The sequence below is a fragment of the Plantactinospora sp. DSM 117369 genome (assembly GCF_053764795.1).
Genome location: NZ_CM132446.1, coordinates 2284807 through 2309029 on the forward strand (window position 1 = coordinate 2284807; position 24223 = coordinate 2309029).

Annotated in this window: 26 protein-coding genes; 8 read left to right on the forward strand and 18 right to left on the reverse strand. The window is 72.3% G+C overall.

The genetic code is table 11. From position 1 onward, the window contains the following. Positions 1-13: 13 nt before the first annotated feature. The 3 genes from ACSMXO_RS10165 to ACSMXO_RS10175 form a co-directional block, all read right to left on the reverse strand. Positions 14-481, reverse strand: a complete 468-nt coding sequence (locus ACSMXO_RS10165; RefSeq protein WP_455417487.1) for an N-acetyltransferase family protein — start codon at positions 479-481, stop codon at positions 14-16. Positions 482-775: 294 nt separating this feature from the next. Further along, complete coding sequence (locus ACSMXO_RS10170; protein ID WP_455417488.1) at positions 776-2350, reverse strand: alpha/beta hydrolase; 1575 nt, start codon at positions 2348-2350, stop codon at positions 776-778. A 33-nt stretch (positions 2351-2383) separates the two neighbouring features. Continuing rightward, on the reverse strand, positions 2384-3478 hold the full coding sequence (locus tag ACSMXO_RS10175; RefSeq protein ID WP_346259576.1) for an ATP-dependent DNA ligase: 1095 nt from the start codon (positions 3476-3478) through the stop codon (positions 2384-2386). Between the two features lie 141 nt (positions 3479-3619). Here ACSMXO_RS10175 and ACSMXO_RS10180 point away from each other — a divergent pair, with 141 nt between their 5' ends. Then, positions 3620-3844: a hypothetical protein gene (locus ACSMXO_RS10180; protein ID WP_318395108.1), complete on the forward strand. Its 225-nt coding sequence runs from the start codon at positions 3620-3622 to the stop codon at positions 3842-3844. 32 nt (positions 3845-3876) lie between these two features. Here ACSMXO_RS10180 and ACSMXO_RS10185 read toward each other — a convergent pair whose 3' ends face one another. The 7 genes from ACSMXO_RS10185 to ACSMXO_RS10215 all read right to left on the reverse strand — a co-directional run bounded on the left by ACSMXO_RS10185 (position 3877) and on the right by ACSMXO_RS10215 (position 12328). Further along, positions 3877-4080: a hypothetical protein gene (locus ACSMXO_RS10185; RefSeq protein WP_346259575.1), complete on the reverse strand. Its 204-nt coding sequence runs from the start codon at positions 4078-4080 to the stop codon at positions 3877-3879. 483 nt (positions 4081-4563) lie between these two features. Then, positions 4564-5592 carry an NrfD/PsrC family molybdoenzyme membrane anchor subunit gene (gene nrfD / locus ACSMXO_RS10190; RefSeq protein ID WP_455417489.1) on the reverse strand — a complete coding sequence of 343 codons (1029 nt, stop codon included), beginning with the start codon at positions 5590-5592 and terminating at the stop codon, positions 4564-4566. Then, the gene (locus ACSMXO_RS10195; RefSeq protein ID WP_346259573.1) at positions 5589-6560 is read right to left on the reverse strand and encodes a 4Fe-4S dicluster domain-containing protein; all 972 of its coding nucleotides are present in this window, start codon (positions 6558-6560) and stop codon (positions 5589-5591) included. The genes nrfD and ACSMXO_RS10195 overlap by 4 nt, the downstream gene beginning before the upstream one ends. Before the next feature lie 4 nt (positions 6561-6564). Beyond that, positions 6565-9852 (reverse strand): formate dehydrogenase, encoded by a 3288-nt coding sequence (gene fdh / locus ACSMXO_RS10200; protein WP_455417490.1) that lies wholly within the window; start codon positions 9850-9852, stop codon positions 6565-6567. 63 nt (positions 9853-9915) lie between these two features. Beyond that, the gene (locus ACSMXO_RS10205) at positions 9916-10206 is read right to left on the reverse strand and encodes a hypothetical protein (RefSeq protein WP_455417491.1); all 291 of its coding nucleotides are present in this window, start codon (positions 10204-10206) and stop codon (positions 9916-9918) included. Positions 10207-10393: 187 nt separating this feature from the next. After that, positions 10394-11440 carry a glutathione S-transferase family protein gene (locus tag ACSMXO_RS10210; RefSeq protein WP_346259570.1) on the reverse strand — a complete coding sequence of 349 codons (1047 nt, stop codon included), beginning with the start codon at positions 11438-11440 and terminating at the stop codon, positions 10394-10396. Between the two features lie 69 nt (positions 11441-11509). Further along, positions 11510-12328 carry an isocitrate lyase/PEP mutase family protein gene (locus tag ACSMXO_RS10215; protein ID WP_455417492.1) on the reverse strand — a complete coding sequence of 273 codons (819 nt, stop codon included), beginning with the start codon at positions 12326-12328 and terminating at the stop codon, positions 11510-11512. A gap of 104 nt (positions 12329-12432) precedes the next feature. On the opposite strand from ACSMXO_RS10215, the gene ACSMXO_RS10220 reads away from it, so the two are divergent. After that, entirely contained in the window at positions 12433-13455 is a 1023-nt protein-coding gene (locus ACSMXO_RS10220) for an ArsR/SmtB family transcription factor (RefSeq protein WP_455417493.1), read from the forward strand. 132 nt (positions 13456-13587) lie between these two features. On the opposite strand, the gene ACSMXO_RS10225 is transcribed toward ACSMXO_RS10220, so the two are convergent. Beyond that, positions 13588-13929 (reverse strand): cupin domain-containing protein, encoded by a 342-nt coding sequence (locus ACSMXO_RS10225; protein WP_346259567.1) that lies wholly within the window; start codon positions 13927-13929, stop codon positions 13588-13590. Between the two features lie 120 nt (positions 13930-14049). Then, entirely contained in the window at positions 14050-14322 is a 273-nt protein-coding gene (locus ACSMXO_RS10230; RefSeq protein ID WP_346259566.1) for a hypothetical protein, read from the reverse strand. Between the two features lie 337 nt (positions 14323-14659). On the opposite strand from ACSMXO_RS10230, the gene ACSMXO_RS10235 reads away from it, so the two are divergent. The 3 genes from ACSMXO_RS10235 to ACSMXO_RS10245 all read left to right on the forward strand — a co-directional run bounded on the left by ACSMXO_RS10235 (position 14660) and on the right by ACSMXO_RS10245 (position 16687). Further along, positions 14660-15406 carry a hypothetical protein gene (locus ACSMXO_RS10235; protein ID WP_455417494.1) on the forward strand — a complete coding sequence of 249 codons (747 nt, stop codon included), beginning with the start codon at positions 14660-14662 and terminating at the stop codon, positions 15404-15406. Positions 15407-15545: 139 nt separating this feature from the next. Further along, a complete protein-coding gene (locus ACSMXO_RS10240; RefSeq protein ID WP_455417495.1) occupies positions 15546-15959 on the forward strand; it encodes a hypothetical protein in 414 nt (137 codons plus the stop codon). A gap of 227 nt (positions 15960-16186) precedes the next feature. Next, the gene (locus tag ACSMXO_RS10245) at positions 16187-16687 is read left to right on the forward strand and encodes a DUF1990 family protein (RefSeq protein ID WP_455417496.1); all 501 of its coding nucleotides are present in this window, start codon (positions 16187-16189) and stop codon (positions 16685-16687) included. A gap of 126 nt (positions 16688-16813) precedes the next feature. On the opposite strand, the gene ACSMXO_RS10250 is transcribed toward ACSMXO_RS10245, so the two are convergent. Continuing rightward, entirely contained in the window at positions 16814-17734 is a 921-nt protein-coding gene (locus ACSMXO_RS10250) for a DNA-3-methyladenine glycosylase family protein (RefSeq protein WP_346259562.1), read from the reverse strand. A gap of 154 nt (positions 17735-17888) precedes the next feature. Between ACSMXO_RS10250 and ACSMXO_RS10255 the strand changes: the two genes are divergently transcribed. From ACSMXO_RS10255 to ACSMXO_RS10265, 3 genes are read left to right on the forward strand one after another with little or no spacing between them, the layout of a single operon-like run. Beyond that, a complete protein-coding gene (locus ACSMXO_RS10255) occupies positions 17889-18347 on the forward strand; it encodes an RNA-guided endonuclease InsQ/TnpB family protein (protein WP_455417497.1) in 459 nt (152 codons plus the stop codon). Continuing rightward, the gene (locus ACSMXO_RS10260; protein ID WP_455417498.1) at positions 18338-18748 is read left to right on the forward strand and encodes a transposase; all 411 of its coding nucleotides are present in this window, start codon (positions 18338-18340) and stop codon (positions 18746-18748) included. Before ACSMXO_RS10255 ends, ACSMXO_RS10260 begins: the two co-directional genes overlap by 10 nt. After that, complete coding sequence (locus ACSMXO_RS10265; RefSeq protein ID WP_455419212.1) at positions 18634-18870, forward strand: zinc ribbon domain-containing protein; 237 nt, start codon at positions 18634-18636, stop codon at positions 18868-18870. The genes ACSMXO_RS10260 and ACSMXO_RS10265 overlap by 115 nt, the downstream gene beginning before the upstream one ends. A 319-nt stretch (positions 18871-19189) precedes the next feature. Here ACSMXO_RS10265 and ACSMXO_RS10270 read toward each other — a convergent pair whose 3' ends face one another. The 5 genes from ACSMXO_RS10270 to ACSMXO_RS10290 all read right to left on the reverse strand — a co-directional run bounded on the left by ACSMXO_RS10270 (position 19190) and on the right by ACSMXO_RS10290 (position 24211). Then, a complete protein-coding gene (locus tag ACSMXO_RS10270; RefSeq protein ID WP_346259560.1) occupies positions 19190-20185 on the reverse strand; it encodes a Pecanex-like protein 1 in 996 nt (331 codons plus the stop codon). A gap of 625 nt (positions 20186-20810) precedes the next feature. Further along, the gene (locus ACSMXO_RS10275; protein ID WP_455417499.1) at positions 20811-21437 is read right to left on the reverse strand and encodes a COG4315 family predicted lipoprotein; all 627 of its coding nucleotides are present in this window, start codon (positions 21435-21437) and stop codon (positions 20811-20813) included. 309 nt (positions 21438-21746) lie between these two features. Then, positions 21747-22499, reverse strand: coding sequence for a zf-HC2 domain-containing protein (locus ACSMXO_RS10280; RefSeq protein ID WP_346259558.1), 753 nt, complete (start codon positions 22497-22499; stop codon positions 21747-21749). Further along, a complete protein-coding gene (locus ACSMXO_RS10285; RefSeq protein WP_346259557.1) occupies positions 22496-23188 on the reverse strand; it encodes a sigma-70 family RNA polymerase sigma factor in 693 nt (230 codons plus the stop codon). The genes ACSMXO_RS10280 and ACSMXO_RS10285 overlap by 4 nt, the downstream gene beginning before the upstream one ends. A gap of 165 nt (positions 23189-23353) precedes the next feature. Beyond that, a complete protein-coding gene (locus ACSMXO_RS10290; RefSeq protein ID WP_455417500.1) occupies positions 23354-24211 on the reverse strand; it encodes a spermidine synthase in 858 nt (285 codons plus the stop codon). Positions 24212-24223 lie beyond the last annotated feature (12 nt).

Below are 24223 nucleotides of genomic sequence, written 5' to 3' on the forward strand. Positions count from 1 at the left end.
GGGTAGCCGGCCCTCAGAGCGTCAGTTTCATCCCTTCGTGGCTGGCCTGGAAGCCCAGCGAGGCATAGAACCGGTGCGCGTCGGTACGCCGCTTGTCGGTGGTCAACTGGACCAGCCGGCAGCCGCGTTCGCGGGCCTGGTCCACCGCCCAGGTCATCATCCGCCGGCCGATTCCCTCGCCGCGCAGATCGCGGCGGACCCGGACCGCCTCGACCTGCATCCGTTCGGCGCCGCGCCGACTCACCCCGGGGATGAAGGTGAGCTGCATCGTGCCGACCGGTTCGCCGTCGATTTCGGCGACGATCAGCTCGTTGCGCGGGTCGGCGTCGACTGCCTCGAAGCCGGCCCAGTAGGCGGCGTCGACCTCCTCGCCGGTCGACTCCGCCGGTTCCCGGCTCGCGGTCACCTCGTCGTCGAGCAGCATCGCGACGACCGCCGGTACGTCGTCCCGGCGGGCAGGCCGGAAGATCAGCTCACTCATGCCCTCAGCCTGGCACATCGGCCCTGCTCGACCTGGTCGCCTGGGCGGATCGCGGACGGGATTGCCGTCGTTCCGGCGAGCCCCAGGTGTCCGCCCAGCAGACTGTCGAGCTGCCCCGCTTGTGCACCCGCCAGGTGGCCCGCGCCGCCGAAGCGCCGCCGCTGGGCGCCCGCGCCGTTGGCCCCCGCCCCGGTTGTGCACCCAGCTCGACAGGGAGCGCAGCGGACTGTCCCCGCAGAGCCCGGCGCCGGCCACGCCGGATCCCGACTGGCCGGGCAGCGCCGGCCGCCGGGGTCAGCGGGCCGGGCAGGTGGTGCCGGCACTCGGCGGCTTCAGGTCGATCAGGTAGTCGTCGACCGCGTCGCTGATGCAGCGGGTCTGCGGATAGGCGGTGTGCCCCTCGCCCTGCCAGGTCAGCACCACGCCGACGTCGAGCATCTTGGCCAACTTCGGCGTCTGCTCGTAGGGCGTGGCCGGGTCGCCGGTGGTGCCGACGACCACGATCGGCGGGGCACCGGTCGCCGGGCCGGTCGGGTACGGGTCCCGCTGGCCGGGCCAGAACTCGCAGCTCAGCATGCCCACCGCCAGCGGGGCGCCGAACAGCGGGTATTTCTGGCGCCACTCCGACTGCAACGACCGGATCCGGTCGAGGCCGACCTTCTTCTCCTCGTCGGCGCAGTTCACCGAGAGGTTGGCGTCGAAGAGGTTCGTGTAGCTGCCGTCCTCGGCCCGCTCGGCGTACGAGTCGGCGAGTTCGAAGACCTCCTTCGGGTCCCCGTCGGCGAGCGAGTCGATCGCGGCGGCCAGCTTCTGCCAGCCGGCCTCCGTGTAGAGCGAGGAGATCACCGCGTAGAAGATCCAGCCGGCGGTCGCCTCCCGGCCGCCCTCGCCGCGTACCGGGGAGACCCGGGCCTTTTCCAACGCGTCCGTCACCGCGCCCCGGGCGTCCGGGGCGATCGGGCAGCGGCCCGGTGTCTCCCGGCACCAGGTGGTGAAGTTGGTGAAGGCCCGTTCGAAGCCCTTGGCCTGGCTCTCCGAGCCGGCCACGATGTCCTGCTCCGGGTCGATCGCGCCGTCGAGCACCAGCGCCCGGACGTTACGCGGAAAGAGCTGGGCGTACGTCGCGCCGAGCAGGGTCCCGTAGGAGTAGCCGAGGTAGCTCAGCTTCTCGTCGCCGACGGCGGCCCGGATGGCGTCCATGTCGTGCGCGGCCTGCTCCGTGGAGTAGAGCCGCAGCCGCTCGCCGTACTTGCTGCCGCAGGTGTCACCGATCTTCCGGTTCAGCGCCACCAGCTCGTCGAACTCCGCCTGGCTCGCAGGATCCGGCTCGAAGCCGAAGGTGCTGTCCAGATCGGCGTCGGAGACGCACTTGACGGGGGAGGAGCGGGAGACGCCCCGGGGGTCGAAGCCGATGATGTCGAACCGCCGGGTCACCTCGTCGGGGAGCCCGCCGAAGCTGGCCCCGAACGACAGGTAGACCGCCGAGTCGACGCCAGAACCGCCCGGTCCGCCCGGGTTGATCAGCAGCGAACCGATCCGGTCCTGCTGCTTGGTGGAACGGATCCGCAGCAGCGAGATCTCCAGCTTGTCGCCGCCCGCGCCGGCACCGCCGGCGGTGCTCCAGTCCGCGGGTACGCCGATGGTGGCGCAGTCGTACCGCATGTTGGGCGCGCCCCGGCCGACGAGCTTGCGCGGCACCTCCGGACAGGGTTTCCAGTCCGCGGCGCCGACAGCGTTCGGCGCGGCTGCCGGGCCACCGCGCTCGCGCTCGTCGTCGGGCCGGAAAATCGGGATGGTGCAGCCGGCGACGAGCATCACGACGGCCAGGAGACCGGCCAGGGGCAGCCGGCGAAGATGCGAGCGGGCCAAGAGAAATCCTCCGTGATCGTATCGACCGTCAGGCTACGCGCCGGGAGCGAGCGGGTCGCCGCGGAGCACCTGGTCGACGTCGAACCGGATCGGGCGGTCGAGTTGGTCGTACCCGCAGGAGGCCGGCTCCCGGTCGGGCCGCCAGCGGACGAACTGGGCGGTGTGCCGGAACCTGTCCCCCTCCATCGCGTCGTAGCCGACCTCTGCCACCAGCTCCGGCCGGAGCGGCTCCCACTCCAGGCTCTTGGTGCCGGACCACCGGCTCGGCCCGCCCGGGATGCGCTGCCCGCTGGTGTGGTCGCCGTGCACCCACGGGTGCTCCTCGACGCCCTCGCGGTACGGCGCCAGCTCGTCCAGCAACTCGGCCCGGCGGGCGGCGCTGAACGACGCCGACACGCCGACGTGGTGCAGTGTCCCCGCCTCGTCGTAGAGGCCGAGCAGCAGCGAGCCGACCACCGGGCCGGACTTGTGCCAGCGGAAGCCGGCGACCACCACGTCGGCGGTGCGGGTGTGCTTGACCTTGAACATGAGCCGCTTGCCCGGCTCGTACGGGATGTCGGCCGGCTTGGCGACCAGCCCGTCCAGCCCGGCCCCCTCGAAGATCTCGAACCACCGGGCCGCCGTTTCCGGGTCGGTGGTGGTCTGGGTGACGTGCACCGGGGGTACGACGCCGCGCAGCTCCTCGACGAGCCGGGCCCGGCGCCGCTCGTAGGGCTGGTCGAGCAGGGACTCGTCGCCGATGGCGAGCAGGTCGAAGGCGACCAGGTCGGCCGGGGTCGTCTCGGCCAGCATGTTGACCCGGGACGCGGCCGGGTGGATGCGCTGGCTGAGCAGGTCGAAGTCCAGCTTGGGCTCGCCGTCCGGGCCGTCCCGGCGGATCACGATCAGCTCGCCGTCGACCGCGCAGCGGGTCGGCAACTGCGCCCGGGCCTGCGCCACCACCTCGGGGAAGTAGCGGGTCATCGTCTTGCCGCCCCGGCTGGCCAGCTCGACCTCGTCACCGTCGCGGAAGACGATGCACCGGAAGCCGTCCCACTTCGGCTCGTAGCTCATCCCCGGCCCGGTGGGAATCTTCGGCACGCTCTTCGCCAGCATCGGCTCGACCGGCGGGTTGATCGGCAGCTCCACCCGGCCAAGTCAACCAGATGGGCGCCGGGCCGGGGTGCCCCGTGCCCGTACCGGCGGTCCCCGTGGTCACAACCGGCTCACCAGTCCCGCGTCGGGCACCGGGAGTGAGGTGTTTTAGCAGGTCAGAGCTATCTTCACCGGATGCGGGGCTGGGTGTGCGTCTGCTGCGGCCGGTGGCAGGTGAGTGTCGAGCGGATCGCCGGGAGATACCTCTACCGGCTGGCGTACCGATATCGCCCGGACGTCGGTGGGGTGGACGTACTCGGCGAGGTGGGGACGATCGCGGCGCTGGAGCGGCTGCTGCTGGCCCGGACCCCGGTGACCCTGGCCGACCTCCGCGAACGTCCGGCCGGCCGGGCCTCGTGAACCGATCTGCGTCTATCGGGGTCGTCGCGGTACTAGAGCGCCTTCGCGATCTCGACCAGTACGTCGGCCGGGACCTCGACCGCGGTCTCGTGCGCCGGAATGTCGAGCTGGGCCAGTGCCTCCGGGTCGGAGACCCGCCAGCCCTGCACGATGAAGGTGTCACGGTCGGTGCGGTACAGCGACGGGCAGTTGTTGACCTGGGATTGCGCGGTCTTACGAATGAAAGTGAGCTTCACGATCGGGCCTCTCGCTCCTTTTATGCCGCTTTGGGCCGGATGCCCCAGCGGTCTGTGTTGCATTATGCGGCTAATCGGGACGTTCGGGCACGGACCACAGCAACGCAGTGGCGTGAATGTAGGTGAATGGCCGATTCATCTCGCGCCCGGACGCGGGGCTTTTTCTGGTATTAGCCCCGCGACACCACAGCTCAGACGTGGGTCTCGGACGGGGGTCGCCAGTCCGCGTACCGGGCCACCGAGCGCAGCGCGACCCGGGGTGGGGTGAGGACCGGGATCCGCCCGGCGGCGGCGCGGCGCAGCGCGGCGGGCAGCTCGGCCCGGCCCCGCCCGCGCCGGATCCACCGCCGGAAGGGGCAGTAGGGCCGGGTCAGCGACGGCGACCACGCCGGGACGTCGGAACGGCCCGCCTCCCGGCGAGGATGGCCGCCGCGCAGGTGCCGAGCACGATGCCGGCGAACGGCAGGAGTCTGGCCACGGCTCTCACGATCGGCGCTCCCGCCTGCCGGTGCGGGCCGCCAGCCGTTCCCGCTGCGGCTCCACGGTGTACTTCGGATCCCGGGCCGAGGCCATCCCGGCCTGGAAGATCCCGAACCGGAGGCAGACCGAGCCGGCCAGCATCGCCGCCGCGCCGGCCGCCGTCGCCGCCCGGCCACGCCCGGTGCCGGCCGCCACCGCCAGCGCACCGGCCGCGCTCAGCAGCTTGCCGGCCCGCAGCAACCCGCCGGCCAGGCCCTGCCGCATCGGCTCGGCCACCATGCCGAGCCGGCGTTCCATCCGGTACGCCGCCGCCAGTTCGGTGGCGGCGCCGAGCACTGCGGCGCGGCGGGCCGGTTCCGTCTCCCCACCGGGGGCGGCGAGCAGCCCCAGCGCACCGGCCGAGGCCGCCGCCGACCCCGCGAAGAGCACCGGGAGTTCCCGGTACCCGTCGTGCCAGACCGGCACGGCGGTGTCCGCGAAGAGCGTCGCGGTGTACGAGGCGACGGCCGGCCCGAGCGCGGCGGCGCCGAGCGTACCGAGCCGGCCGAGCCGGGGCAGCCGGCCGGTGACCGCGCTGCCGGCGGCGATCAGCGCCAACGGGCCGTACCCGGCGAGCAGCCAGGAGCCGACGCTCATCGGCGAGGTCACCTTGACCACCCGCAGCATGTGCAGGACCCGCTCCGGGCGGCCGAGGTCGTGCACCAGCGAGTAGAGCGAGCCGGCCAGCGCGACCGCGGCACCGGCCTTGAGCCCCCGGGCCAGTCCCGGCCGGCCGGTGAGTTCGGCGGTGGCGGCCAGGGTGGACGAGGCACCGGCCAGCCCGCCGAGGAAGAGGTAGCCGCCGATGTCCGCCGGCTCCCAGACCGGCGGCTTCAGCACCGGCCGGCCGTAGTACGACCGGAACTCGGCCCTCGGCACCATCAGCCGCTCGCCCCGCTGCCGCCGCCCCGGGCGGCCGGCCGAGCCGATCAGCGCGTCCCGTTCCACCGGCAGGTCGGGTGCGGTGTCGAGCCGCACGTCGGTGTGGGTCATCGGCGGGCTCCCGGAACTGACACGGCGACCAGGGCGGCCAGCAGCCCGGCGGCGACCAGTGCGGTCCGGCGCCACATCGCCGGCAGGTCCCGGGTGGTGACCACCGGGTCGGGCGGCAGCCCGTACACCTCGGGCTCGTCGAGCAGCAGGAAGAACGCGCCGGCTCCGCCGACCCCGTCGTACGGGTCGGCGCCGTAGAGCCGGGCGCTGTCCACCCCGGCGTCGTGCAGGTCCGACACCCGGGCGGCGGCCCTGGCCCGCAGCTCGGAGAGCTCGCCGAACTGGATCGAGTCGGTCGGGCAGCTCTTGGCGCAGGCCGGTTCCTGGCCGACCGAGAGTCGGTCGTAGCAGAGGGTGCACTTCCAGACCCGCCCGTCACCCTCGCGCACGTCGAGCACCCCGAACGGGCAGGCCGGTACGCAGTAGCCGCAGCCGTTGCAGATGTCCTGCTGCACCACCACGGTGCCGAACTCGGTGCGGAACAGCGAGCCGGTCGGGCAGACGTCCAGGCAGGCGGCGTGCGTGCAGTGCTTGCACACGTCGGAGGACATCAGCCAGCGGAAGTCCATCCCGGGTACGGCGTCGACGTGCCCGTCCGGCGGTGCCGAGCCGGGCATGCCGAGCGAGACCGCGGTGCGGCCACCGGCGGCCCGGCGCAGCGCGGCGGGTACCTCGGCCGGGGCGAGCTGGGCCTCCTGCCGGCCGAGCCGGCGCGGCTGCTCGACGAAGGCGACGTGCCGCCAGCTGTTCGCGTCGAGCTGGCCGGTGTTGTCGTACGACATGCCGGTGAAGGCCAGCCCGTCCTCGGGAATGGCGTTCCACTCCTTGCAGGCCACCTCGCACGCCTTGCAGCCGATGCAGACGCTGGTGTCGGTGAAGAAGCCGACCCGGTCCGGCGGTTCGGCGTACCCGCCGGCGGTAGCGGGGTCGCGCCGGTCCCCGGTCGCCTCGCGCAGGTCGGGAGCCATCCGCTCACACCTCCGTTCCGGTCGCGGTGGTGACCCCGGCCCGCCGCTGGTAGTCCCGGACCAGTGCCACCCGCTCCGGCCCGCGTGGCCGCCGCCCGGGGCGGATGTCGGCGGAGAACGCCTTGCTCTCCTGGATGTGCGAGTTCGGGTCCAGTGAGATCGAGGTGAGTTCGTTGGCCGCGTCGCCCCGGCTGTAACCGTTCGGTCCCCAGTGGAACGGCAGGCCGATCTGGTGCACCACCCGCCCGTCGACGCGCAGCGGCGCGACCCGCTCGGTCACCAGCACCCGGGCCTCGATGGCGTTGCGGGCGGTGACGATGGTGGCCCAGCCGCAGTGCACCAACCCGCGTTCGGCGGCCAGCTCGGGGGAGACCTCGCAGAAGAACTCCGGCTGCAACTCCGCCAGGTACGGGGTGTGCCGGCTCATCCCGCCCGCGGTGAAGTGCTCGGTGAGCCGGTAGGTGGTCACCACGTACGGGAAGGTCTGCGCGCCGCGCTGCGACCCGTTCGGGTGGTACTTGTTCTGCTCGTGCGGCCGGAGCAGCCGGGCCGGGTTGCGCTGCTGGCCGTAGAGCGGATTGTCCATGGGGGAGTCCTGCGGCTCGTAGTGGGCGGGCAGCGGGCCGTCCGAGACCCCGGTCGGCGCGAAGAGCCAGCCGAGCCCGTCGGCCTGCATGATGAACGGGTCGGTGCCGCGCAGCGCGGCGACGCCCCGGGCGCCCTCCGGCGGCAGGTAGTCCGGCGGCTTGGTCGGCTCGAAGTCCGGTACGTCGTAGCCGGTCCACCGGCCGGCGTCGGCATCCCACCAGACGTACTTCTTGCGCTCGCTCCACGGCCGCCCGTCCGGCCGGGCCGAGGCCCGGTTGTAGAGCAGCCGCCGGTTCGCCGGCCAGGCCCAGGCCCACTCCGGGGAGACCCAGTGCTGCTCCTCGGCCGGCTTGCGCCGGGCAGCCTGGTTGATCCCGTCGGCGTACACCCCGCAGTAGATCCAGCAGCCGCAGGCCGTCGACCCGTCGTCGGCGAGTTCGGTGTACGTCGACAGTGGCCGTCCGTCGGCGTTCCAGCCGTTGATCTCGGCGAGCACCGCCTCGGCGTCCGGTTCCGCGGTCCGGCCGAGCGTCGGGTAGTCCCAGGTCAGGTCGAGGATCGGCCGGTCTTTCGGATCGGTAGAGCCGGCCAGTTTCTGCCGGATGATCCGGCCCAGGTGGTACATGAACCACAGGTCGCTGCGCCGGTCGCCGGCCGGCTCGACCGCCTGGTGGTGCCACTGGAGCAGCCGGTTGGTGTTGGTGAAGCTGCCGTCCTTCTCGGTGTGCGCCGCCGCCGGCAGCACGAAGATCTCGGTGCCGATCCGTTCGGTGGCGAGTTCACCGGAGGCGATCTCCGGCCCGTCCTTCCACCAGGTGGCGCTCTCGATCATCGTGAGGTCCCGGACGACCAGCCAGTCCAGCTTGGCCATGCCGAGCCGCTGCATCCGGGCGTTGGCCGAGCCGACCGCCGGGTTCTCGCCGAGCAGGAAGTAGCCCTTGCAGGTGCCGCCGAGCTGCTCCAGCACCGTGTCGTAGTGCGAGTGGCTGCCGGTCAGCCGGGGCAGGTAGTCGAAGCAGAAGTCGTTCTCCGGCCGGGCCGCCGCCCCCCACCACGCCTTGAGCAGGCTGACCGTGTAGGCCCGCATGTTCGCCCAGAACCCCTTGCGGGCGGCGTCGGCGATGATGAAGTCGGCCAGGGTCTGGGTCTTGTGCGCGTGCGGCATCGGGATGTAGCCGGGCAGCAGGTTGAACAGCGTCGGCACGTCGGTCGAGCCCTGGATGCTGGCGTGCCCGCGCAGCGCCTGGATGCCGCCGCCGGGCCGGCCGATGTTGCCGAGCAGCAGTTGCAGGATGCTGGCCGAGCGGATGAACTGGGAGCCGTCGCTGTGCTGGGTCCAGCCGACCGCGTAGACGAACTCGCTGGTCCGCTCGGGGCCGGAGTTGTCGACCAGGTGCCGGCACACCTGCGCGAAGACCTCCGGCGGGATGCCGCAGATCCGTTCCACCATCTCGGGGGTGTAGCGGGCGAAGTGCCGCTTGAGGATCTGGTAGACGCAGCGCGGGTCGGACAGGGTCGGGTCCTGGCGGGGCTGGCCGTCCAGGGCGGCGCTGCCGGAGCCGAACTTCTCGCCCCGGCCGGCGCCGTGCCCGTCGTGCTCCGCCGACCGCCTCGGGTCGTCCTGGAGGCTGCGCCCGGCCGCCACCCGTGCCTCGAACTGGCTGTCCCGCTCGCCGGTCGCCGAGACCAGTTGCACGCCCTCGTACTGCCAGCTCTCCTCGCGGTAGGTGTGGCTGTCCGGGTCGAAGCCGGAGAAGAGCCCGTCCAGGTCCTCGGTGTCCCGGAACCGCTCGTCGACGATGGTCGAGGCGTTCGTGTACGCCAGCACGTACTCCCGGAAGTCCTTCCCCTCGGTCAGGACGTGGTTGATGATCCCGCCGAGGAACGCGACGTCGGTGCCGGCCCGGATCGGCACGTACAGGTCGGCCAGCGCGCTGGTCCGGGTGAACCGGGGGTCGACGTGGATCACCGTGGCGCCCCGGGCCTTCGCCGCCAGCACCCACTGGAAGCCGACCGGGTGCGCCTCGGCGAAGTTGGAGCCCTCGATCACGATGCAGTCGGCGTGCTGGAGATCCTGCATGAAGGTGGTCGCACCGCCGCGCCCGAACGACGTGCCGAGGCCGATCACCGTGGAGCTGTGGCAGACCCGGGCCTGGTTCTCCACCTGGATCACCCCGAGCGCGGTGAACAGCTTTTTGATCAGGTAGTTCTCCTCGTTGTCCAGGGTGGCGCCGCCGAGGCTGGCGATGCCCATCGTCCGGGCCACCCTGACGTCCTCGTGCTCCTCCTGCCAGGTTTCCCGCCGGGTCCGGATCACCCGCTCGGCGATCATCTCCATCGCGGTGTCGAGGTCGAGGTCCTGCCACTCGGTGGCGTACGGCGGCCGGTAGCGCACCTTGTCCAGCCGGCCCGAGTCGGTGGTCAGTTGCAGCGTGGCGGCGCCCTTCGGGCAGAGCCGTCCCCGGCTCACCGGCGAGTCGGGGTCCCCCTCGATCTGTACCACCCGGTCGTCGGAGACGTAGACGTTCTGCGCACAGCCGACCGCGCAGTACGGGCAGACCGACTTGACCACCCGGTCGGCGTCGGCGGTACGGGCGCGCAGGTCGGCGCTGTGCCGCGACTTCACCGACGCCGCCCGCCCGGCCCGGTCCGGACCGGTGAGCTGGCGCCAGACCGGCCACGAGCCGATCGGTAGACCGCGCACCTGCGCCTCCTGTCGTCGAGGGCCGCCCACCACCGGCACTTCCCGCGGGTGGCGGCCGGTTCGTCACCGGTCCGGTCGAGCCAGCCCGTCGGCCCGGGCCCGGTCCCGCATCCAGTCGTGCACCTGCCGCGACGACATCGGGTTGACCTCGCGCGGATTCACCAGGACCTGGGTGCGGGACGGCAGGACGCCGGGGCGCTGCCGTTGCGCCTGGGTCACCGTGCTGCCGCCGTCGGCCGGGATCCCGGTGCCGACCAGGTACGCCTGCCCGGCCGGGATGCCCAGCTCCGCGCCGATCTCCTGGTAGCTCCGGCCCAGGCCGACCAGGTGCAGCACGCTTTCCTTGCTCGCCACGCCGCCCCCGCTCACCATGCCGACCGGTACCGACCGACCGGTCGACCGCCAACCACCGACAAGCCTCTCATTTCGCCCAGGTCGCCGGAGCCGGTTTGCGCTCCTCGCACCGCGACGGGTGGTGGCCGGACATGACGCAGGGCCGCTCCCCGGCACCGTCGGACGGGAAGCGGCCCTGCGTGCCCGGTCAGTCGGCCAGCGGGGTGTGCCCGGCCGGCACGGTCTCGTCGGCGCGCGGCGGTGGTGGCGGGGTGCCGTCGCCGAACGGGCGGCCGCCGAGCGCCTCCCGGCCGTGCGGGTCCAGCCAGTTGCGCAGGTCCGGCCCGAGCGGCACGATCCCGGTCGGGTTGATGTCCCGGTGCACCTCGTAGTAGTGCCGCTTGATGTGGTCGAAGTCGATGGTGTCGCCGAACCCGGGCGTGCTGAACAGATCCCGGGCGTACGCCCACAGCACCGGCTGCTCGGCCAGCTTCTGCCGGTTGCACTTGAAGTGCCCGTGGTAGACCGCGTCGAACCGGACCAGGGTGGTGAACAGCCGGATGTCGGCCTCGGTGATGGTGTCCCCGACCAGGTAGCGTTGCCCCTCCAGCCGGGCCGACAGCCAGTCCAGCCGGTCGAAGAGCCGCCGGTACGCCTTCTCGTACGCCTGCTGGCTGCCGGCGAAACCGCACCGGTACACCCCGTTGTTGACGTCGGCGAAGACGACCGCGTTCACCTCGTCGATCTCCTCCCGCAGCGCCTCCGGATAGAGGTCCGGCGCACCGGGCCGGTGGTACGCCCGCCACTGCGACGACAGGTCGAGGGTGATCTGGGCGAAGTCGTTCGTCACCACCTGCCCGGTCGGTACGTCCACGATCGCCGGCACGGTGATCCCGCGCTCGTACCCAGGGAACCGGGCGAAGAACGCCTCCTGGAGCCGCTCGATGCCGAGCACCGGGTCCCGGCCGCCGGGGTCGAGGTCGAAGGTCCAGCTCCGGGCGTCGTGGGTCGGCCCGGCGATGCCCATCGACAGCACGTCCTCCAGCCCGAGCAGCCGGCGGACGATGACCACCCGGTTGGCCCACGGGCAGGCCCGGCTCACCACCAGCCGGTACCGGCCGGGTTCCACCGGATAGCCGTCCCGCCCGTCGGCGGTGATCCGGGTGGCGATGTAGCGCTGGTCCCGGGTGAACTCCGCACCCTGCTTGACGTAGCTGCCCTGGGTGGTGCTGCTGCCCTCTGTGGTGTTCGACATTCCGCTATCGTTCCCCAAACTTGCCTCGGATCCACCGCCGGAGCGTCCCGAACCCGCCCCTGGAGGGAGTCAGCGGCGCATCAGCTCGTTGACCGCGCCGTAATCCAGGGCGCCGGCGAGGGTGTCGTAACCGCCCGACCCGTACGCCTCCTCGGCGGCCCGCCGGACCACCGCGTACGCGGCCTCGGCGACCGCCGAGCCGAGGCTGACCCGGGCCACCCCGAGCTTTGCGAGGTCGGGCACGGCCGGCGCACCGGGGCCGGCGAGGATGTTGACCGGTGCCGGGATGCCGGCGACCAGTGCCGCCACCGTCTCCGGGTCGACCACTCCGGGAACGAAGATCCCGTCGGCACCGGCCCGGAGGTAGGCGGCCGCCCGGTCGAGGGTCTCCGGCAGCCCGCCGGCACCGCGCAGGAAGGTGTCGATGCGGGCGTTGACGTACAGCGGCACCCCGACCTCGGCCGCGACGGCCCGCGCGGCGGCCAGCCGGGCGGCCTGGTCGGCGACCTCGCGCAACCCCGGGCCGCCGCCCGGCGCCGCGTCCTCCAGGTTGACCCCGACCGCACCGGCGGCCAGCACCGCGCGGACGGTCTCGGCGACCTGCTCGGGGGTGGTCCCGAAGCCGGCCTCGATGTCGGCGGTGACCGGCACCGAGACCGCGCCGGCGACCCGCCCGACGAGCTCGGTGGCGAGGTCCCGGCCGAGGACGTCACCGTCCGGGACGCCGAGGCTCCACGCCACCCCGGCGCTGGTGGTGGCGACGGCCCGGGCGCCGGCGGCCTCCACTATCCGGGCACTCGCCGCGTCCCACGCGTTGACCAGGACGATCGGGTCGGACGGGACGTGCAGGGAACGGAACAGTTCGGCGCGGCTGCGTTGATCACTCATGCCCGGTAGTCTCCGCCGCCCGGCCGGCGCCGCCGTATTCTTTCAGCTCTGGCTAAAACGACGGGCCTGTCGAACGAAGGGCCTGCCTGGAACGAAGGGTCGACGTGGTCTCCATCGGTCTGCCGGGCGGCGCGGTCGCCCGGATCCGGTTCGCGGTCTCCTGCCTCTGGGAGGTCGTGACCAGCGTCCGGGTGCTGCGCGACGCCGGCGACCACGCCGTGCACCTGCCCTGGGCGACCCGGGTACGCCCCCGGCTCGTCGACGCCGGCCTGATCCCCGCCGGCGGTGCTTTCCCCGGCCCGGTCGGCGGTGCCGGGGCGGCCCAGGGCGGACTGCTCTGGCAGTTGATCCCGGCCGGTCCGCACTACCTGCCCGACTTCCTCACCCCGGCGCCCGAGGGACTGGACCCGGAGCTGGACAGCGAACTCGCGGCGCTCCGGGCCACCCCGGTCGAGGTGGTCCGGGCGGACCTCGACGGCTACGCCGGCCGGGACGCCCCGGCGGTGCGGCACCTGCACGCCGACCCGGCCGAGGGGCTGCGCCGGCTCGCCGACGAGATCGTCCGGTACTGGCGGATCGCGCTCGCCCCGGACTGGGCCCGGATCCGGCTGCTGCTCGACGCCGAGGTGCATCACCGGGCCCGACGGCTGGCCGCCGACGGCGCCGCCGGACTCCTCAACGACCTGCACCGGCAGGTCCGGTGGGAGGGGGAGACACTGGCGATCGCCCAGCAGCACTGCACCGCCGCCGACGTGCCGGACGGGGACGGGCTGGTGCTGATCCCGTCGGTCTTCGTCTGGCCGTCGGTGCTCAGCGTCGCGGCCGGCCCGGCGTCGCAGCTCGCGTACCCGGCCCGGGGCATCGCCACGCTGTGGGAGACACCCCGGCAGGCGCCCGACGGCCTCGCCGCGGTGCTCGGCCGGGGCCGGGCCCGGGTACTCGCCGAGATGCGGTCACCGGTCTCCACCACCGAACTGGCCCGGCGTACCGGGCTCTCGGCCGGGGGCGTGTCGCAGCACCTCGCCGTGCTCCGGGCCGCCGGGCTGGTGGCCACGCACCGGACCGGCCGCACCGTGCTGAACAGCCGTACCACGGTCGCCGAGGCGCTGCTCTCGGTGGCCGGCTGATCGCGGCTGTTCCCGGCACCACGTCCGGCAGGGCCCCGGTGGTTGGGCTAACCACCGGGGCACGGGCGGCACGGGACGTACCACCTCCATCGGGCGGGCCTTGCGGGACCGCTCAAGGCACCGCCTCCCTCGTTAATGAGCGGGCACCGACACGCAGACCATTGTGGTGTCCTCAAGGGCCTCGACGACCCCGGGCGCCTGCTCCGGAACGTGCACGAAGTCGCCTGCGCGCACCGTCACGGCGTCGCGCTCGGTGCCCACTCGCAGCGCTCCGCTGAGCACCACCCAGACCTCCGCGTAGGAGGCCGGCAGATCGGCACGCGCCCCCGCGTAGAAGAACGACGTGTAGGCGCTCATCGAGCTGCCGGCGTCTTTGCCGAGGGCGGGTGCGATGAGGATCCGGTCGCCGAATCGGATGGCGTCGTCGCCGATCGCCGAGCTGAACCTGCGGGCCCGCGAGGGCGTGACAGCCATGCCGAAACCTCTCTCCCCTCCTAGTGAACCTTTTTCAACCTGGACCGCGCGGCGCTCACGCACCGCGTCCGACCTTGCGGTCCGCCGGACCGCAAGGGGAGGTTGAAAAAGGTTCAGTGGTCAGGCGTCGAGCTCGGTCGCGGCGACGGCGTGCACGGGCGGCGCCTGGATCCCGAGCTGTCGTGCGATGGCCGGGATCTCAGGGTCCGCGAGGAACTTGTCGTAGTCCTTCGCGTCCCAGTCGAAGACGGACCACACCCGGTGCGCGTCGTCGGGATCGAAATAGACCCGGGCGCCCCGGCAGCCGTGCTCCCGCCGCTTCTCCGCGCCGACTGTCTCGAAGACCTCCAGGAACCGATCAGGGTCGGTGATCCTGGCGATGGTGACGATCACTACCTGCTCCTAAGCGCCGTGGACGACTTCCCGCCAGTCGTTCAGAACCATAGAACCTCAACTATCGTTGAGGTCAAGTCCTGGCGGCGATGCTGGCCGCGATCGTCTACCTGGTCCAGCCAAATCCGACACAAAGATCGATGTCTTGTCCGATCGCAAGGGTCTTCCCCTGACCGTGCTGATTTCCCCGGCCAACGTCCACGACCCGCAACTACTGACCCTTTTCAACCTGGACCGCGCGGCGCTCACGCACCGCGTCCGACCTTGCGGTCCGCCGGACCGCAAGGGGAGGTTGAAAAAGGTTCACTGGTTGGTGGCCCTTGTTACGATCTTGGCCGTGCATCCCGAACCCGCACCACCGGGCCGGATCCAGCCCGCCCACGGGTGGCCAGCCGACCAGCGATTCACCGGAGGGACTCCCGCCGGGTTCGGTTCGCACGGATTCGGCCCGGCCGGGGCGCCATCGACCGGTTCCGCCCGGTGGGCGGGAGCCTGGACGGCGGGCAAGTCGGCGAGAAGGACGGCGCTGGTGGTGCTGCTCGGCCTGGCTTTCATCGGGCTGAACACCGCCATCGCGTACGCCACCGTCGGGTCGAGGGTCATTCCGATCGTGACGGGACTCGCCTTCTGTCTGGTCTTCATGGTCGTCGTACGTCTACTACACCGGGCGATGTGGCTGTCCCTGCTCTCGTTCCTTCCCGCCCTGTTCGTACTCGTGGGATCGGTGGGACTCGCCCCCGACCTGGCGCTGGAGAAGCGCGGCGTCCGCCAGGAGGTAACCATCGTCGACGCCGAGGTCGCCGGTAAGCGGCACACGTTCACGCTCCGGGGCGACGATGGTCCGCTCGACGAGCCACTGACCTATCAGGGCAGCAACCCCGGCTACCAAATCGGCGACACCCTGACCGTACTCACCGACCCGGACGGGGTGATCGCGCTCGAGGAGGCCGATCGGGTCGACTCCGGCGGTACCCTGGGGTCGCTGGTCCTCGGTGGCATCGGCTGGACTGCCATCGCACTGCTCGCGGGATGGCGTGGGCACGTCCGCCGTCGGGAAGGCCGGTTCGACACCCTGGTGATATAGCGCGCTGATCCAGCACGAGCGGATGAGCCGCTCCGCGCGTTCCGGAAGGGGCGAACCAGTTGCCAGGAAGGACCCGGAGTGGAAAGACGAGAGCTGAGGGTCGGTGGGCGCAGGTGACAGGCGGAGGACCGTGTCGACGATGGCCGTCGCGGTCCTGCTGCTTGCGGCCTGCGGTTCGGCAGGATCGCAGGACATGCCGGCACTTCAGTTCGGCGAGGCGATAGACACGACGATTGCCGGGGTGGCGAAGAACGGCGAGCCGGTCCTGGTCCGCGACCTCACGAGCGTGGAGTGGGACGAGGTCGCGCTCTCCAGCGAGGGTGCAACAAAGCCGGAGATCGAGACCGTGGTCGGCGAGAGTGGCCTGAAGGGCAATCGATACCTGTTGTCGCCCAACCTTCTCGTGTTCCGTGACGCGGGCGAGGTGGTGTCGCTGATCGGGACAACCCCGGACCTGTTCACGGGAGAGTACGGCGTGCTGTTCGGCCCGGAGGCGTTCCTCACCCCTGATGAGGCCCGGGGCGGGTACGTCCGGTTGACTGGCGGTACCTGACGGCAATCGACGTCGCCGGCCGCGTCCTGTCCGAAACGGCACTCAGCCCGGTGCACAACATCGACGCCCAATGGCTGGCTTATCGGCGCCGACACAGCACCGATCATGCCGTTCATCCGCGGAAATACCAATGCACGCGGGTACGGCTGGAGCGCTAGGCTGCCCGACGGAACCGACGCCGTACCCGTGGCCCACCGGCGGGTACCGCTGCGAGGAGGCGGCAGGCAATGCCCGGACTGACCTATCCGGAGGCCGGTGCCACCCGCACCGGGCGGCTGCCGGCCGGCTACCGGCACCTGCGCTACCGCGCCGCCCTGCCCCCGGGCGCGTTCGAGGTGGCCGGCGAGGCGGTGCTCTGCTGGCGGATGCACCGGGCCATGGGGGTGCGGATCGAGGCCAGCGCGCCCCGGGCCGAGCCGGGCTGCACGGTCACCACCGGGCTCGGGCTGGGCCGGCTCCGGCTGGCCGCGCCCTGCGAGGTGGTCTGGACGGTACGCGACGACCGGCGGGCCGGCTTCGGCTACGGCACCCTCCCCGGACACCCGGTACGGGGCGAGGAGGCCTTCCTGGTCGAGCGCGCCGACGACGGTGGGGCCTGGTTCACCGTCACCGCGTTCAGCCGACCGGCCAGCCCGCTGACCCGGGCCGCCGGCCCGCTGCTGCCGCTCTTCCAGCGCGGGTACGCCTGGCGCTGCACGTCGGTGCTCCGCCGGCTGGCCGCCGGCTGAGCGCCGGGGCGGACGACGCGGGGCGGAGGTCGCCCTCGGGTGCGGTGCGGACCGACCCGGGAAGCGTCTGCGGTGCGGACCGACCCCAGGACCGTTGGCGGTGCGGACGCCAGGACCGTCGGTGGATCAGAACCGGGCGAAGGAGCGGAGCGGCATCCGTGGGCCGAACCGGGGCGCGTGGTGACCGCCGGCCTCCAGCAGCACGCAGACCCGGCCGCGGTGGCCCCGGAACGGCTCCAGCAGGGCCAGCATCCGGGCGTCGTCGCCGCGTACCTCGCCGGCCAGGGCCCAGGCGACCGTGTTCGGGATGTGGTAGTCGCCGACGCTCACCGCGTCCGGGTCTCCGAAGGCGATCCGGACCACCTCGGCGGCGGTCCACGGGCCGATCCCGGCGATGGCGGTGAGCCGGCGGGTCGCCTCGACCGGGTCGGCGCAGCGCTCCAGCCGGTCCGCTTCGGCAGCCGCCCGGCGCAGCGTCTCCGCCCGCCGCTGCTCCACCCCGAACGGGTGGAACACCCAGTACGGCTGGCCGGCGATCACCGACGGCTCGGGCGGGGCCCAGAGCCGGGGCAGCGGGCCGGGGGCGGGTACGCCGAACCGGCGCACCGTCGCCGAGTACGCCCGGAACGCCTCCTTGCCGGTGACCTTCTGCTCCAGGATCGCCCGGAGCAGCCGGGGGAAGATCTGCCCGGTGGCCGGTAGCCGGAGCCCCCGGTGGGTGCTGGCCAGCCGGGCCACCAGCGGGTGACCGGCGGCGAGCCGGTCGAAGCCGGTCAGGTCGTCGCGCAGCCCGGCCACCGCGTCGGCCCGGTCGACCACCCAGCCGCCACCCGGCCCGTAGCCGTCGGCGAGCAGGTCATCCCCGACTCGGCGCAGCGCCAGCGTCCCCGGCCCGTCCGGGGTGCGGGTCGCCCACCAGAACGTGCCGTCGACGAATCGGGCGCAGGGGTCGTGTGCCCCCATCGCCAGCGACCGAACCGAGCCGTCGAGGTGGTAGCGCTCCGGTGGGCGCAACAGCCGGCTCGCGGTCGGCCCGGTTTCGGTCACCGGATCCTCCGGAGGATGCCCCGTCTCGCAAGGCGGGGAGAAATCCGGACTCCGCCAGGAGTGGCCCGGCGGAGCCGGGACGGTCCGAGGGCGAAGCCCGCTGGCCTGCGGCGTGTCGCGTTACTCAAACCTCTCCTCGTGTAAGCATTCGAACATGCGTACGGCGTACAAGTGTCGGGTCCACCCGACCCCCGAACAAGCGGCGGTGTTCAACCGCACCTTCGGCTGCGTACGCCTGGTCTGGAACCGCACCCTCGCCACCCGGCACGTCGCCTACCACCAGCGCGGCGAGCGCACCTCGTACCGACAGACCGACGCCGCGTTGACCGGCTGGAAACCGACGACCGAACTCGCCTTCCTGTCCGAGGTGTCCTCCGTGCCGTTGCAGCAAACGCTGCGCCACCAGCACACCGCCTACGTTAACTTCTTCGCCGGCCGCGCCCGCTACCCCCGCTTCAAGTCCCGGCACGGCCGCCAGTCGGCGCACTACACCCGGTCCGCGTTTCGGATCAGGGCCGGCGGGTTGCACATCGCGAGACCGACGGGCCGCTCGCCCTGGTGTGGTCGTGGCCGGACGTCGACCTGGCCACCCTGGACCCGACGATGGTCGTGATCTCCCGCGACACCGACGGGCGCTGGTACGCCACCCTTGCCGTCGACGTCGACCAGCCCGCCCCGGCGGGTCCAGCCGGTGCCGAGATCGGCGTCGACCTGGGCGTGAAGGACTTCGCCGTCCTGTCGACCGGCGAGCGGATCGCCAACCCCCGACACCTGGAGCGCAAGGCGCGGAACCTGGCCCGTTACCAGCGGCGCATGGCCCGCTGTCAACGCGGGTCGGCGAACCGGCGCAAGGCCAGAGCGAAAGTCGCCGCCGCCCACCGCAAGGTTCGTGCGGGCACCTGCTCACCACGCTCTCCCTCGGGACGCGCCACTGGGCGTGTCCCGACTGCGGCACCCGGCACGACCGGGACATCAACGCCGCCAAGAACATCATTGCGGCTGGTCGAGTCGTAGCCGAGAGCGATCTCGGCGATGCCTGCGGAGCTGATGTGAGACAGCAAGGGTCCTCCCTTCTGTGGTCGGCTGGGAAACAGGAAACCTCTGGGGCGACCCAGGGAATCCCCCCTCAGCTTTAGGGCGGGGAGTAAGTCAACCGGACACTCTGCCACGCATGCGCGGGGGGCCGCAGAGCCCGGAACGGCTGGCCGGGCGCCGGGCTGGGCAGGCCCGAGCCCGGATACGGAGAACGGCACCGGAACGCCCGTGCGCGTTCCGGTGCCGCTCGGCCTGTAGCGGTGTCAGGTGCGGTCCGACCCGGTCTCCTCCTCTCGGGCTCTCCAGCCGGACTCACCTGGTGGGCGGCGGGGGTGGGGGACCAGTCACCGCCGGATGGTGCGGGTTGTGGCGGGAGCGTTCACACCGCTGCGGCCGCCGGCCGGCCGGAGCCGGCCGGGATCACCGGACGGTGATCCGCACCACGTCGAAGGCCGGCACCTGGTTGGCGCGGGTCATCATCGGGATCCGGTGCGAGCCGTCGCCGGCCCACACCGCGCACTGCGCGGTACCCCGCTGGGTCAGCCCCGGCACGGTCACCGTGACGGTGTCCGGCTGGGCGCCGCCCCGGCCGTCCTCGGTCGCCACGAAGAACGCCGGGACCGGCGCCGGGTCCGGTGCGGTACGGCTGCTGCTCAGCATCCGGCAGGCGGAGTGGAAGTGGCCGCGGACCAGGCCCTCCTCGGTGAGGAAGGAGCTCTCCTTGTAGTAGCCGCCCTGCCCGGCCGGCAGGAACCGGTCCCGGACCAGGTTGCGGGTGCTGACCTGGAGCGTGAACTGCTGGTTGACCCGGACCGAGTTCGGCGCCCGGGTGATCAGCAGGGTCGGGTTCTGCTCCGGGGCGCCGACCTCACCGAATGCGGTGCCGACGCAGCGGGGGCCGTTCTGGAAGCCGTCGTGCGCCGTGAGGTCGCTGTCCGAGCAGTCGGCGCCGAGTGGTTCGAGCGCGGCCGGGTTGCCCGGCGCGGGAGTGCCGCTGGTACCCGGGCTGGGGGTGCAGTTGGTGCCGCCGCTGCCGGGGCGACCGCGCTGGGCCAGGGTGCCCGGCTCCTGCCCGTCACCGGGGTGCTGGATGGCACCGTGGTCGTGGTACGACCGGGTCTGCGGCTTCGCCGCCGTGCCCGGGCCCTCCGCCGCCGCTGAGGAGGACGGGTTCGCCGTGCCCGGGGCGCCGGTCGGGGCGCTCGTCGACGGCGCGGTGGTCGCCGGAGCCGGAGCGGTCGGGCAGGGCTTGGCCGCCGGCGGCCGACCCCGGCCCCACGTGCCGGCGTTCGAGACCTGGGTCACCGTGATGATCGCGCCGAACACGCCCAGCGTGGCCAGTACGGCGATCAGGCGCTTGTTGCGTGGTGGTCGATTCGAGCGCCGCCGTGAGGAGCGGACGGGGGTGTTCTTCACGTGGTGCCACCTCTTCCTTAGAGGGCTCGGTCAGCGAGGTCGGATTTCAGCGGGACCAGGCTGGTGGTGCCGACGGCCAGGAGGTCGTCGGCCGGGGCGGGATGCTGAGCGGGCCATCGACTGCGCGGGCCCGGATGTCCGGCGATCGGCGCGCTGTCGACCCGGCGGGGGTCACCGGGCGCGGCGCTGGCCACGGAGATCGGCGAAGCGAAGGACGATCGTGATCGCCGCGTGGCAACCCGTATATCGTCTCCATCTTCCCGCCTTTCCGAATATTCAGCCGGTAACGGTGCGAAAAAAACCGTACGGAATGCGTTGGCTAAGAGTCAAACCGTGGTAGAGAAGATAGGGATCTCTTGAGGTCCACTTAAAAGGAAATTATGTTTCGGGTGGCGAACCATCGGCAGGGCCGTCGGGTCGGTCGCCGGAGGGTGTCGGTCACGCCCCGCGCAGCGTCCACAGTGGCCGGACAGGCCGCGACGCCGACCCCGGAGCAGGGCCGGCGGCACAGCCGGACAGCGACCGTTGCCGCGCGCCGCGTCCGGGATCACGGCGACGACCGGCCGCGCCTACCCTGGCAACGGCCGGCCGCCGGGTCTGTGGGGCAGCACCGGGTGGTGGACGGTCAGTAGCTCAGCGGCCCCTGTTCCTCCTCCTCGGCGTCGGCCGGCGGCGGGGCGACCGGCTTCGGCGTACCGGTCGGCAGGCAGCTCAGGTTCTTGGTGCCGGTCGGGGTCACCACGAACCAGGTACCGCCGACCCCCTGGCCCTTCCACTCCCCGGGCTTTTTGTCACCGATGTAGCGGTACACCGGCCAGCCGCCGATGGTGATCTGCCGGGTGCCGTCGGGCCGGAGGACCGTGCCGACCTTGTCGGCGGCGACGCCCTTGAGACTCGGCTTGCTGTTGGTGAGCGCGGGTGGCCACACCCGGGCGCACTCGCCGGCACAGGTTGTCGTCGGTGACTTTGCCGAGTCCCGGTCGAAGCGGTAGAGCACCCAGCCCTTGTCGTCGGTCACCACCTGACCCATCCGGGGGACCCGCTTGCCGACCAGGCCGGCGGTGACGTCCACATCGGCCACCTCGACCGGCTGCGTGGTCGGTTCGGCGGTCGGTTCGGCGGCCGCGTTCGCCGCCGGCTTCGCGTTGCCGGCGGCATTGGTCTCCGGGGTGGTTCCCGCTGGTGCGCAGGCCGTCAACGCGGCCAGCGCCGCGCCGGCCAGTACGACGCCGGTACGCTTCGTCGGTGCCACGTCCCCTCCTCTGCTGGACAGGTTGCCGGAAAGTACGGCCGCCTCGGCCGCCCGGATGAGCTATTTGCAGTGGACAATTTCACAGCGATACGTTGAACTCTTGCCCGGTGCGGTACGTACAAATCAAGAGCCATCCTGGCCACGTGCTTTCCGGCCGCTCGGCAAACCCCTCGCGATCGGTCCGTGGCCCTATTCGGGCGCGCAATTATCCGAGGCGTGGCGGCGCCGGGACAATGCGTGTCCGGCGCCCCTGGATCGGGTCGGACAACTCCGGGCCGCGCACCTGCGGTGCCGGCGCGGCCGACTCGGTCAGGCCCGTACGGTGACCAGGGGGTCCACCGAGCCGTCGTCGTCGATCACCTGCACCTGGAGTTGGCCGATGTCGTCCGAGTCGGTGGAGGTGGCGGTCTCCAGCATCAGCGGGTTGGGCTGGGCCGCCGTGCCGTAGCCGCCGGGCGGCACCTTCCAACTGGAGAGGGCCTCGGTCTCCCCGTTCTTGTGGATCAGCACCAGCCGGCACTTCTTCGGACCGGAGACGCCGCTCAGTGCGTACGAGATCCGGGTGCCCCAGGGCGTCGAGCCCAGGACGACCTCCATGCTTGCCCCGCTGTCCGGGTCGGTGGCGGTGAACCGCTCGCCGGTCGGCGCGGGCCGGCCGGTGGCTCCCGGGCTGCTGGTGACCGTGCCGGGACCGGGCGGCTGTGCGGTCGTACCGGGATCGGCGATCCGGGTCCCGGTGAACAGCGCCAGGCCGCTGAGCATCGCCACCAGGACCACTCCGGCCGCGAGGCTGTAGAGCCGGCGGCTGCGGGCCCGCCGCCGGTCCGCGCCGACCGCCGCCGCGACCCGCTCGAAGAGCTGGCCGTCGGCCTCGGCGCGCTCGGCCACCATCAGGTCGTGGCCGTCGACCTCGCCCAGCAGGTCCACCACCGGCAGCAGCGACTCCAGCTCCAGCCCGCACTGCGGGCAGCTCGCCAGGTGCTCCTCGAAGCGCAGGGTGTCCCGCTCGTCCAGGACGCCGAGCGCGTACGACGCGACGTCCCAGTGGATCTCGGCGCTCACTCGGTCACCCCCCGCTCCACCAGGGCCGCGCGGAGTGCCCGGAGCGCGTAGTAGACCCGGGACTTCGCGGTGCCGAGCGGCAGCCCCAACTCCTCGGCCGCCTCCGGCACGGTGCGCCCCCGGAAGTACGTCGCCACCAGCACCTCCCGGTGCGGCTGGCTCAGCGTGCGCAGCGCGTCCGTGATGGTCATCATCCGCAGCACCCGGTCCGTGTCGTCCGACTCCGAGAACGCCTCGAGATCGCGGTCGTACGTCTCGGCGGGGCGGGCCTGCTCGCTGCGGTGGTCGTCGATCACGATCCGCCGGGCGACGGTGACCAGCCAGGGGCGCAGCGACGACTGGCCGTGGGTGCCGAGCCGGTGCGCGTTGCGCCAGGCGCGTAACAGCGTCTCCTGCACGACGTCCTCGGCGCGCTGGCGGTCGCCGCCGGTCAGCCGCAGGACGAACATCAGCAGAGGTTTGGCATGTTCCTCGTAGAGCACGCGAACGAGCTCGTCGGAGTGCCGCGTCTCGGCGGGGGTCGAATTGTGGCGGCCGGCAGCCGGTCGCGATGTCACCGGCCCATCATTCCGTCCGTTTGGCCGCGCGTCGAGACTTTTCCGGTACCGAATTGCCCGGCGTTGCGTGGTGGCGCACATTCGCCCCGGCATGACCGTGTCGCCATACCATCCGCCGGCTACCGCCTGCATCCCACCCATACCTCCGCGTCGAAGGCGCGCGAGCCGGCCCCCCGCCTGGGGCCCGGTCCATCCCGCCGCCGAGAAGTACGGATTCCGGCCCGGGCCGGATCAACGCAGCTCGGAGAAGTTGTGCCGGGGCGTGCACTCCCAGCAACGTTCGTCCGATGTGTCCGGCTAGATGGCGATGTTGAAGCTGCCCGGCGGGGGTGGCGCGGAGGGCCGCGCGGCGGTGTCGGTGACCACCCGGGCGCCGTCGGCGAAGCGGTCCAGGTCGGCACCGGCCAGCACCCGGCCGGGAAACCAGTCTCCGGCGGTGCGCCGGACCAGTTCCGGCACCGGCAGTTCGGCCCGGCTGCCGGCCAGCACCAGGTTGCCGTACCGGCGGCCGCGCAGCACCGCCGAGTCCGCGATCAGGCAGACCTCGGGGAGTACGGCCCGGACGGTGGCGACCTGGGCGCGGGCGTACCGCAGCGGCGGGCCGTCCGCGACGTTGACCAGGTGCACGCCGCCGGGGCGCAGCACCCGGGCCGCCTCGGCCGCGAACTCCACTGAGGAGAGATGTGCCGGGGTGCGGGCACCGGCGAAGACGTCGGCCACCACCACGTCGTAGTCGCCGTCCCGGATCGTGCCGAGCACCTCGCGGGCGTCGCCGATCCGGACCCGCAGCCGGGGGTCGGTCGGCCAGGGCAGTTTCTCGCGGACCAGGTCGACCAGGGCCGCGTCGATCTCGACGACCCGCTGCGTCGAGCCGGGCCGGGTGGCCGAGAGATAGCGGGGCAGCGTCATCGCCCCGCCGCCCAGGTGCAGTACCCGGAGCGGCTCGCCGGCCGGCGCGACGAGGTCGAGCACGATGGCGATCCGGCGGACGTACTCGAATTCCAGGTGGGTCGGGTCGGCGAGGTCGACGTGCGACTGCGGCGCCCCGTCGACCAGCAGGGTGTACGAGCCCGGCCGGTCCGGGTCCGGGCGCAGCTCCGCCAGACCGCTCGGCACCTTCACCGCGAACGCGTCGGCCCGCCGTTTCCGTCCCACGGGTGAAGTATG

Coding starts and splice junctions, on each gene's coding strand:
- ACSMXO_RS10255 (WP_455417497.1), top strand. CDS start 17,889: ATGCGTACGGCGTACAAGTGTCGGGTCCACCCGACCCCCGAACAAGCG.
- ACSMXO_RS10165 (WP_455417487.1), bottom strand. CDS start 481: ATGAGTGAGCTGATCTTCCGGCCTGCCCGCCGGGACGACGTACCGGCG.
- ACSMXO_RS10285 (WP_346259557.1), bottom strand. CDS start 23,188: ATGCAGGCGGTAGCCGGCGGATGGTATGGCGACACGGTCATGCCGGGG.
- ACSMXO_RS10225 (WP_346259567.1), bottom strand. CDS start 13,929: ATGGCTGTCACGCCCTCGCGGGCCCGCAGGTTCAGCTCGGCGATCGGC.
- ACSMXO_RS10215 (WP_455417492.1), bottom strand. CDS start 12,328: ATGAGTGATCAACGCAGCCGCGCCGAACTGTTCCGTTCCCTGCACGTC.
- ACSMXO_RS10260 (WP_455417498.1), top strand. CDS start 18,338: ATGGTCGTGATCTCCCGCGACACCGACGGGCGCTGGTACGCCACCCTT.
- ACSMXO_RS10195 (WP_346259573.1), bottom strand. CDS start 6,560: ATGGCTCCCGACCTGCGCGAGGCGACCGGGGACCGGCGCGACCCCGCT.
- ACSMXO_RS10180 (WP_318395108.1), top strand. CDS start 3,620: ATGCGGGGCTGGGTGTGCGTCTGCTGCGGCCGGTGGCAGGTGAGTGTC.
- ACSMXO_RS10210 (WP_346259570.1), bottom strand. CDS start 11,440: ATGTCGAACACCACAGAGGGCAGCAGCACCACCCAGGGCAGCTACGTC.
- ACSMXO_RS10245 (WP_455417496.1), top strand. CDS start 16,187: ATGCCCGGACTGACCTATCCGGAGGCCGGTGCCACCCGCACCGGGCGG.
- ACSMXO_RS10240 (WP_455417495.1), top strand. CDS start 15,546: ATGGCCGTCGCGGTCCTGCTGCTTGCGGCCTGCGGTTCGGCAGGATCG.
- nrfD (WP_455417489.1), bottom strand. CDS start 5,592: ATGACCCACACCGACGTGCGGCTCGACACCGCACCCGACCTGCCGGTG.